Below are 10,202 nucleotides of genomic sequence, written 5' to 3' on the forward strand. Positions count from 1 at the left end.
TACCTGTCAAAGCCAGTATAAATGATAACTGTCGGCAGCGTAAAACCTTCACATCTGCGCCAAAGGCAGCATATAAAACTCATGGCCGCGAAGCGGCGATACCATACCCTTTGAACCCTCCGAATCACGATTTAGAATATTTCTTCAAAAAATCTCTTGACAAGATTTCTGAACCGTGATAAAGTACGTACAACGAAACGATGAAGAAAAGAGTAGGCAGCCTGAAGACGGCCAAGCGAGTCCGGAGAGTGAAAGCGGACACGGATAAGGTGCTGAAGTGCATTTCTGAGTGAGGCAGGTTGAAATGACAGTAGGCCTTCCCGGGAACTCCCGATACAGAGTCAGGGTTTGATAGAACCTTCAAAGGTATGTCTGGCGACAGGCATATGAAATTGGGTGGAAACACGAAGCTATGGCTCTCGTCCCTTAGGGACGGGAGCTTTTTGTTATGGAAGAAAGGATGAAAAGGAATGGGCAGACTGATAGCAAGAAAACTGAATGAACTGGAATGGGGTCTTGCAGGATGCCTGCTTTTCCTGGGCATTTCTTCTCCCGCATTTCACCAGTTTTACAAGAAGTAAGTTTATGTTCTGACAGGGATCGGAAGAGCTCCGCTTTACAAGAAGCAGAACGGGAACAGGTGCCCGATTCGCAGGAGCTCGAGGACTCTGAGCAGGGAAATAGGAGCAGGACTTATTTAAAGCCTGTATCCATCATGTCCCGGGCCTTATGGCCCGGGGACATATTTTTCATATCAGGCGATGAAGAAAAGAGTACCTTTCTGAAAACGGCCAAGCGAGTCCGGCTGATGGAAGCGGATACGGATAGGAAAAGGAAGTGCATTTCGGAGCTGCAGGACTGAATTAAGTAGGCTCTGCCGGGGAGGCCCGTTACAGCCGGAGGCACTGTTAGGTGCCTGCTGAGACTGGTCTATGGAAGACCGGTGAAATTGGGTGGAATCACGAGACCTCGTCCCTTTGGATGAGGTCTTTTTTATATACAGGAGGTACAAGCCATGAATGGAAGCCGCCGATGTCATAAGGATAATTCCTTAACTGGACCTTTTAAAAATTGAAAAAACTTTATTTAACATAGGAGACATCACATGACAGAGAGTAGAAGAGATTTAATCGCCAAAGTTTTCAATAATGAAAAAGCAGACCGGGTGCCGGTGGGATTCTGGCACCATTTTCTGGGAGATGAGGTGGGAGCAGATGCTTTTTCCCATCCGGAACTGACGAATCAGGTGCTGGCGGGACAGGCCGATTTCTATCAAGCCTTCCAGCCGGACCTTATCAAAATTATGACGGATGGCTACTTCAGTTATCCCTTAGATGAACTGAAAAAGCCCCTTTCCTCGCCTCTGGATTTGAAGGATATCAAGCCGTTGGGCAGGGATTCGGACTGGTTCCGCTTCCAGATTTCTTACGCAAAGAAGCTGGCAGCTCTCTACGGAAAGGAAGTACCTCTTTTCTACAATCTTTTCGCTGTTCCAAGGACCATTGAATTCATGCAGAGCACTATAGGCCATCCGGTGGATATCGCTTCCTGGATTCAGGATTATCCGAAAGAAACAGCTCACGTATTCGACGTGATTTCCAAAGACTACGCAGACCTGGCAAAGGCCCTCATTGAAGAAGGCGGCGTGGACGGCATTTACCTTTCCGTCAACAATATCAGCTATGACAGGCTTACGGAAGAAATTTATGAAAAACAGGTGGCGCCATATGAAGTGAGGATTCTGGAGGCAGCTAATGAGGCCGGCGGCAGCAATATCCTCCACATCTGCGGATACCATGGCTTCCATAATCATCTGGAATGGTACAGAGACTATCCTTTCAAGGCTGTGAACTGGGCGGTCAGAGTGGAAGGAGTTCCTCTGAAGGAGGGAAAGGAGCTGTTCCATGGTAAGGCAGTGATTGGCGGATTCGGGCAGACGGAAAAGGATGTCATTTATACAGGAACTCAGGAAGAAATCGAAGAAGAAACAAGGAATATTCTGGATGAAGCCGGCACCACCGGCGTGGTTCTGGGAGCTGACTGCACGATTCCGCGGGATACCGATGTGAATCATCTGGCATGGGTTCGTGAAGCGGCAGACAGGTACGGGAAATAAGGGAGAGGGATTATGATGAAACTGAAAACAGTCATTAAAGCAGCACTCATTGCAGGTACGGTAGGTATTGCGCTGACAGCAGCAGGCTGCGGTGGAAATAAAGCGGATTCCGCCAAGGCCGCTTCAGGAAACGGCGGTAAGAAAATTGTAAAAGTGGCTCATACAGCTCACTATTTCCCCTACGACTATGTAGATGATAATAACAAGTCTGACGGTATGGAAGTGGCGGTCATGAAAGAAGTGGCTAAGAAGCTGCCGCAGTATGAATTCCAGTATTTCCCCACTTCCGATGATGATCTGCTCATCGGCGTAGAATCGGGAAAATATGATATCGGTACCAAGGGAATCTGGAAAACGCCGTCCAGGGAACAGAAATATATATTCCCGAAGAATAACATTGCCGCTTCTGTCATCGGTGTGACCATCCGAAAAGAAGATTCCGACACCATCAAGAATCTGGATGATTTTGCCAAAGCAGGCAAAAAGCTCGTTCCTATTGCTCCGCAGAATGCACAGTACCAGGTTATCCAGGATTATAATGCAGCCCATCCGGATCATCCCATCAATTTGGAGGCTTCTGAAAATTTCCAGGTAGCCGATGCCTACAGCTGGGTGCTGGAAGGCCGGTATGACGGATACTTCTCCATCGAACTGGAATACAAGAAGAATGTGGAAGCCCCGGATGCTCCCTACAAAGATTTCAAGGATAAATTATTCTACTTCCGGTATAAGGCTCTCCCCACCTATGCTCTCATCAACAAAAATGACAAGGAACTGGCTGAACAGGTGGATAACGCACTGGGAGAACTGAAAAAGGAAGGAAAGATCGCAGAACTGGAAAACAAGTATTTCGGCGAAGAAGTAAGCAAGCTGCTTGACCAGCAGTAATGGGGCTATTCCCGCTGACAATCCACTAATTCACTATTACAGGACAGGAGGTGTTTTCTATGATGCAGTCAAGACCATTCAGTCCGGAGGTGATTTTCACATCCATACCGGCGCTGCTTCCTTATTTGAAGGTAACCCTGCTTGTGGGGATTACCAGTATTATTACCGGCTCCCTTCTGGGAATGCTGCTGGCATGGGCCAAGATTTCCGGAAATCGACTGATCCGGTCCCTGGCTGACGGGTATACCTATATCATCCGCTGCACGCCTTCTATCGTTCTTCTGTTTATTGTATTTTACGGATTACCCAAGTTTGTGGAGGCATCCTTTGGCATTGATATGGATAACCTATCCCGGGCTTTGTTTGTTATCATTACCTTTACGCTTCTCTTTGGCGCTTATGTGTCAGAAGTTTTCCGCTCCGCCTATGAAACGGTGGAACGGGGACAGTATGAAGCGGCGGTCACCATCGGCCTTACGCCGGTGCAGGCATTCTTCCATGTCATGCTTCCCCAGGCAGCAGTCATTGCCCTTCCGAATTTCGGAAATTCCGTCATCAATCTGATGAAGGAAAGCGCACTGGCCTATACCATCGGCCTCATTGATCTTCTGGGGCGTACAAATCTTATTATTTCAAAAAATTACGGAGCCTACGGCATTGAACTTTACATCGCCTGCATGCTTATTTACTGGCTCCTCAGCATCATTATTGAACGAAGCTTCCTGAAGATGGAAGCCCATTTGAACCATAAACGGATTAAGGTAGAGGAGGGTTGACCATGGAGCTTGATATTTCATTTATGGAGCGGGCCTTTCCCTTCCTCATCAAGGCTATTCCGGTAACCCTTTTCATTACGGCTGTTGTGCTTCTTCTTTCCTTTGTACCCGCCTTCATTATGGCGGAAAAAAGGATAGGCGCCAGAGGACCGGGAGAAAGGCTGATCAAATTATATGTGTCCTTTATCCGCGGCACGCCGCTGGTACTGCAGATTCTTCTCATGTATGCCCTCCTTCCCAGTGTGCTGAATTCCATTGTCAAAGCCATGGGTCTGCAGTTTGATGTATTCCGTGGAATCAATCCTCTGTGGTATGCCGTCATCGTGTTCACGCTGAATACTACGGCCCTTCTTTCCGAAGTGTTCCGGTCCGCCATTATGAGTGTATCGGAAGGGCAGATGGAAGCAGGACTTACCATTGGCCTTACGAAATTTCAGACCAATGTGCAGATTATCATTCCCCAGGCTCTCACCTCGGCTCTGCCCAATATCTGCAATCTGACGGTGAATCTGATCAAAGGCACATCCCTGGCCTTCTTCATGGGTATCAAGGATATCATGGCTGCCGCTAAAATCCAGGCGGCTTATGGATACAACTATATAGAAGCGTATCTGGAAGTCTTCATTCTTTATATCATTATCTGCACCATTGTACAGGTGGCTTATAAAATTTTTGAAAAACATGTGGGCCTGTATCGTACTGTGGGCGAGGAGGGGTAATATGCTGGAAATATCTCATGTAAAAAAACACTTCGGAAAGCAGGAAGTGCTGAAAGATGTCAATCTGAAAGTTGAGAAAGGCGATGTCATCGTTATCCTGGGGCCCTCAGGCTCCGGAAAGACCACATTTCTCAGAAGCCTGACCTTCCTTGAAAAAGCAGACGCCGGAGAAATGCTTTTTGATGATAAAAAGCTGGATCTCCATAAAGCTTCCTCTAAAGAAATCGCCTGGGTTCGCAAGCATACAGCCTTTGTATTCCAGAATTACAACCTTTTCGCTAATAAAACGGCTCTGGAAAATGTGATGCTTGGACTCACGGTAGGAAGAAAGATTCCCAAAGAGACAGCAGAAGGCATTGCAAGGCGGGCGCTGGAAGAAGTAGGCCTGTCGGATCGGGCGGATTACTATCCTTCCCAGCTTTCCGGCGGTCAGCAGCAGCGTGTAGGCATCGCCCGGGCTATGGCGGTCAAGCCGGATGTGATTTTCTTTGATGAACCTACATCGGCTCTGGATCCTGAGCTGGTAGGCGGTGTTCTGTCGGTCATGAAGAAACTGGCTGCAGACGGTGTTACCATGGTGGTGGTTACCCATGAAATGAAATTCGCCAGAGAAGCAGCGACTAAGGTGGTATTCATGGACGGCGGCGTCATCGTGGAAGAAGGAAGCCCTGAAGAAATCTTTACCCATCCCAAGGAACAGAGAACCCGTCAGTTCCTGCGCCGTATTCTGGATCGAGAACCGGAAACGGAAGAAAAGGAATCCTCTGCTTCCCTTCCGCTGGGGACACCTCTTCCGGATGCACTGCCTGACATGGCATAAAGGAGGAAATCATGAAACGTTTCCAAAATACAGTCACTCTGGTTACCGGCGGAAACCGGGGCATAGGGCGGGCCATTGCTCTCCGTCTGGCTTCGGAAGGAGGAAAGATTATTCTCTTCGGCCGAAAGGAAGAGGATAATAAGGCAGTGGAAAACGAGATCCTGCATACCTTTGGGACAGAAGTGCAGAGCTGTGCGGTGGATGTTTCCTCTGAATCCTCCGTAAAGAAAGGCGTGGAAGAAGCGCTTTCCCGTTTCGGCCGGGTGGATGTGCTTATCAACAATGCGGGAATCTGCCGTTTGTCCACACCTTTTGAGAAGATCCGCCGGGAAGATTGGGATGAAACTTTATCCGTTAATCTTTATGGTATGATTTATGTGACCCGGCTTTTGATTCCAGAACTCAGGAAAAAGGGAGGGAAAATTATTAATATTGCCTCTCTGGCAGGAGAAGTAGGAGGCATTGCCACTTCTGCCGACTATGTGGCAAGCAAGGCGGCCCTGCAGGGCATTACCAGATCCCTGGCCCGGGAACTGGGGCCTTATCACATCAATGTAAATGCCATAGCGCCGGGATTTGTCCGTACGCAGATGACGGAAAAAATGAGCATCAATCTTTCCTCCATTCCTCTGCGGCAGGTGGCGGAACCGGAAGATATTGCCGCTGCAGCAGCTTTTCTTGCTTCCGACGATGCCAGACTGATTACCGGCACCACTCTGGATGTAAACGGCGGACTGTATATGAATTGAATCTGCTGCTAATCTGCCCTGCTGTCATTTCAAGCGGAGAGAAGGAGCGTCGAGAAATCTTACTCCTCCATTGTATAAGCCGCATCGTGGCAGGAGATCTCTCGACCCGGAGTTTCCATAGAACAAAAATATTTCTCACTTATAACGGCGTACAGCTCCGCTCGAGATGATGCGGCGGGCAGCATACTGCCGTTTTAATCATTTTCAAGAGAATACAAGAATAGTAAAGATGAGCTGCAAAGAAATGATTTACATTTTTTCACAGTCCCTTGTGGTGAAAGGAAATCCATATGAATGCAGTAGGAAAGCCTCTTATGATAGAGGCGCAGGGCAGCTTTGCTGCCGGTGGTAAAGTTATCCATGAAGAAGGAATCTATGAGGAATCCCATGCCCTGTCTCCGGAAGGACAGAAAAAGCATGTAGACCAGGGGTATGTGTTTTATCAGGTACCGGTACATGCAAAGAAAAATGCGCTTCTTTTCCTCCACGGCGCCGGACAGAGCGGTGCCTGCTGGGAAACGACACCGGATGGCAGGGAAGGCTTCCAGACGATTTTTCTGCGGAAAGGATACAGCGTATACCTTATGGATCAGCCCCGGCGGGGAAGAGCCGGAAGCAGCGGCGTGGAGGGGAAGGTGACTCCTTCGGCAGATGAAGCCTTGTGGTTTGATATTTTCCGTTTCGGCCATTATCCAAACTATTTTGAAGACACGCAGTTCCCGAGGGAAAAGGAGGCGGAAAATCAATTCTGGTGCAGGGGAACGCCAAATACAGGATCTTTTGATCCGAATCTTACTGCAGAAGCTGTTTCAGAAACAGTAAAAAGAGCAGGAGATACCGTTCTTGTCACCCATTCCCAGGGCGGGTCGCCGGGATGGCTGGCAGCTGTGAAAAATTCGGGCATCAAGGGCATCATTGCGCTGGAACCGGGAGTGGGATTTGTATTTCCGGAAGGCGAAGTACCGCCGCCTCTGGCCTCTTCCAGCCCCTTTGGCGCACTCAAAGGAGTGCCTGTTCCGGTGAAGGATTTTGATCGACTGGCAGAAATTCCCATTCTCATGATTTTTGGAGATCACATACCGGAAAAGCCAAGTCCCCATGGCGGTGAAGATAACTGGCGAGTCCGTCTGGAGGAAGCCCGCCTCATGGCGGATACCATCAATCGGCATGGCGGAAATGCCCGGATTCTTCACCTGCCGGATATAGGAATTTACGGAAATACTCATTTCCTTTTTGAAGACAGAAACAATCAGGTCATAGCGGATATCATGGACCGGTGGATGAGGGAACAGGGGCTTGGATGACAGGCGGGTTCCGAAATCCGCTGTCAGCTGACCGTCGTTATCAACGCCATGTCCGGCCTGCTTCCCTGTCATTTCGAGCGGAGTACAGAACCGCCATGAAATCCAAAGTACCATGGCGTTGATGAAACGGAGTCGAGGAATCCCCTTGCAGAATGGAATGGTATTTAATCTCATCTGGGGCACGCACCAAGTGAACCCTTCGCCACTATGTGGCCTTCTTTCCCCTGATAAAAGGGCAAGCGAGCACTGGCACTCAGGATGACGCTGAGAGGCGGGAGGGTAATCCTGTAATGCTGACTTTATGCTCATTACCGTCGAAGGCAGTGATACCACCACCCTTTGAACCCTTCTGAACTTTTTGAACCTTCTAAACCCTTTATTTCCACTAAAAAGCAGGTATTGACAACAGTCTTTTTCCGTGATACTGTATGAATATCAATAGAAAACGATGAAGAAAAGAGTAGTCATACGGAATACGGCAAAGCGAGTCCGGAGAGTGGGAGCGGATACGGATAGGTTGATGAAGTGCATTTCCGAGTTTGGCGGGCTGAAAGACAGTAGGCTTTCCCGGGGGCTCCCGATACAGAGCAGGGGTTTGTTAGAACTCATGGAGATATGTCCGGCGACGGATATATGAATTTAGGTGGAATCACGGGTCTCCCGTCCTGAAAAGGATGGGAGACTTTTTGTTTTGTAAGAAATCATCATAAGGGGGAAATACCTATGAAAAAATCTGTAAAAATTGCATCCATTGCACTGGCTTCTCTTCTGGCTGCCGGTATTTTTGCCGGCTGCGGCGGCGATCAGAAGGCTGCCTCTTCCTCAGCTGCAGCAGCTGATGGCAAGACTTCGGTGAAGCTGGTACTTTCCAGTACGGAAAGACCGCTTTCCTGGGCAGATGAAAACGGCAAGATCCAGGGCTATGAATATGATATCTGGCAGGAAGTCAATAAGAACCTGAAGGACTACCATCTGGACATTCAGGCTGTTCCGCCGGAAACCCAGGACGTAATGATGGAATCGGGCGATGCCAAGGTCGCTTCCGGCGGCTACTACAGAACACCACGCCGTGAACAGGACTATATCGTGCCGAAAACACCGATTGGCGTTTCTTCCGTTATGGTGTATATGTCCAAAGAAAATGCCCAGAAATACCACAGCCTGGAAGATGTGATTAACGGCGGCGGTAAGCTGGTGCCAAATACACCGAACGGCGGTATTTATAAAGTGCTTACGGACTGGAATGCAGCTCATGGCAACATTATGAAAGAAGTACCTATCCAGGACGGTCTGACTCCGGCAGAACGGCTGACTTCCCTGAAGAACGGCCAGTATGATGCTCTTGTATATCCGAATAACCTGGGCGTGGAAGACATTGCCAAGGCCATGAATTTTGAAATTGTAGCTCTGGATAAGCCCATCAAGGTGAATGAAACCGTGGTGATTGTCAATAAGAATGAACAGAAGCTGGCTGATGAAATTGAAGCAGCTCTGGAAAAATTGTCTAAGGACGGTACTCTCCAGAAGATTTCCGAAAAATGGTATCATAGGAATCTTTTTGATCAGCTGAAGGATGCAGGAAAATAATACCAGGACCTGGCATATTTCAAGAATTATATATGTATTATAATAAGGAAAGGAAGGGCCCGGCAGGTTCTTCCTTTTTCCCGCTGCAGAATCAGCATTTAAGGAGGATGTTATGGATAAAAAAATGGATCAGTATATTTCCCATCTGCAGGGAGTCGTGCGGATTCCTACGGTTTCCTCGGTCAATGATGAACATACGGACTGGACGCAGTTTGACCGCCTTCACCAGTATATGCAGGAAACCTGGCCGGCAATTTTCGAAAAACTTTCGGTTACCAGAATAGGCAGGGCAAGCCTTCTTTTTCACTGGAAATCGGAAACACCAATGAAGGATCCGGTCCTTTTTATGGCTCATCAGGATGTGGTGCCTGCCATTCATGAAGAACAGTGGAGCCATCCACCTTTCGGGGGAGAGGTGGACCAGGGCTGTCTCTGGGGCCGGGGAGCGGAGGACTGTAAGTCTGTGCTTACGGCGGAAATGGACGCAGTGGAGGAACTGGTGGAAGAAGGTTTTCAACCGGACTTCGATATTTATCTTTCCTTCGGCCATAACGAAGAAGTGCAGTGCAGCCCCGATAAAAAGGGATCGGTACTCACAGCGGCCTATTTGAAGGAACAGGGAGTGCGCCTCGCCTGCCTTTTCGACGAGGGAGGCAATGTGGAAGAAGGAGAAGACGGGCAGCCGCCGCTGGCACTGGTTGGCATGGCGGAAAAAGCGCCCAATGAATTTGTACTCTATAAGGATGGTGCCGGCGGGCATGCCAGCAAACCGGGGCGGGGCACGGTTCTAGGGGATGTGGCCAGGGCTGTGGCAGCGGTGGAAGCTCATCCCATGCCCTACCGTCTGACACCGCTGGTGAAAGCGCATCTCAAGGCGGTGGCATCTCTGCAGGAAGAACCAAGAAAAAGCCTTGTAAGCCATCCGAAGAGAAACTGGAAGAAGCTGGTCAAACTGGCAAAAAATGACAGGATCATGGATGCGCTTCTCCATACGACCTTTGCTGTTACCATGGCAGAAGGCAGCAGCCAGGCTAATGTGCTTCCTTCCCATGCGGAAGCCACCATGAGTGTCCGCATACTCCAGGGTGATACGGTGGATTCCGTTAAAGAATATCTGGAGTCCATCATGCCCGACGGTGTGAAGGTAAAGGCATCCTATGCGGAAAATCCCCATCCTGCAGGAGAAGTGAAAGGGGATATGTTCAGGCTTCTGTCAGATACCATTCATGAAGTCTATGGGAAA

General features: G+C 48.9%; 9 protein-coding genes and 1 other annotated feature. All 9 genes read left to right on the plus strand.

Features of this window, described 5'->3' with window-relative positions; all coding sequences use genetic code 11:
- Positions 1–752: 752 nt before the first annotated feature.
- Positions 753–980: a binding site (T-box leader), on the plus strand.
- Between the two features lie 125 nt (positions 981–1,105).
- A complete protein-coding gene (locus tag ACI4N7_RS04670) occupies positions 1,106–2,116 on the plus strand; it encodes a uroporphyrinogen decarboxylase family protein (RefSeq protein ID WP_439732202.1) in 1,011 nt (336 codons plus the stop codon).
- Positions 2,117–2,128: 12 nt separating this feature from the next.
- Positions 2,129–3,004, plus strand: a complete 876-nt coding sequence (locus tag ACI4N7_RS04675; protein WP_439732203.1) for a transporter substrate-binding domain-containing protein — start codon at positions 2,129–2,131, stop codon at positions 3,002–3,004.
- Between the two features lie 59 nt (positions 3,005–3,063).
- Positions 3,064–3,780 carry an amino acid ABC transporter permease gene (locus ACI4N7_RS04680; protein WP_439732204.1) on the plus strand — a complete coding sequence of 239 codons (717 nt, stop codon included), beginning with the start codon at positions 3,064–3,066 and terminating at the stop codon, positions 3,778–3,780.
- A gap of 2 nt (positions 3,781–3,782) precedes the next feature.
- Positions 3,783–4,499 carry an amino acid ABC transporter permease gene (locus tag ACI4N7_RS04685; RefSeq protein ID WP_439732205.1) on the plus strand — a complete coding sequence of 239 codons (717 nt, stop codon included), beginning with the start codon at positions 3,783–3,785 and terminating at the stop codon, positions 4,497–4,499.
- 1 nt (position 4,500) lies between these two features.
- Positions 4,501–5,319 (plus strand): amino acid ABC transporter ATP-binding protein, encoded by an 819-nt coding sequence (locus ACI4N7_RS04690; protein ID WP_439732206.1) that lies wholly within the window; start codon positions 4,501–4,503, stop codon positions 5,317–5,319.
- A gap of 11 nt (positions 5,320–5,330) precedes the next feature.
- The gene (locus tag ACI4N7_RS04695) at positions 5,331–6,068 is read left to right on the plus strand and encodes an SDR family NAD(P)-dependent oxidoreductase (protein WP_439732207.1); all 738 of its coding nucleotides are present in this window, start codon (positions 5,331–5,333) and stop codon (positions 6,066–6,068) included.
- A 290-nt stretch (positions 6,069–6,358) separates the two neighbouring features.
- Positions 6,359–7,372 (plus strand): alpha/beta hydrolase, encoded by a 1,014-nt coding sequence (locus ACI4N7_RS04700; protein WP_439732208.1) that lies wholly within the window; start codon positions 6,359–6,361, stop codon positions 7,370–7,372.
- A 723-nt stretch (positions 7,373–8,095) separates the two neighbouring features.
- Positions 8,096–8,959, plus strand: a complete 864-nt coding sequence (locus ACI4N7_RS04705) for a transporter substrate-binding domain-containing protein (protein ID WP_439732209.1) — start codon at positions 8,096–8,098, stop codon at positions 8,957–8,959.
- A gap of 112 nt (positions 8,960–9,071) precedes the next feature.
- Positions 9,072–10,202, plus strand: a 1,131-nt coding sequence (locus ACI4N7_RS04710) for a M20/M25/M40 family metallo-hydrolase (RefSeq protein WP_439732210.1), incomplete at its 3' end; no start/stop codon positions are given.

This window comes from Dialister sp. (genome assembly GCF_051885895.1).
In the GTDB taxonomy this organism is placed as follows: Bacteria; Bacillota; Negativicutes; order Veillonellales; family Dialisteraceae; genus Dialister.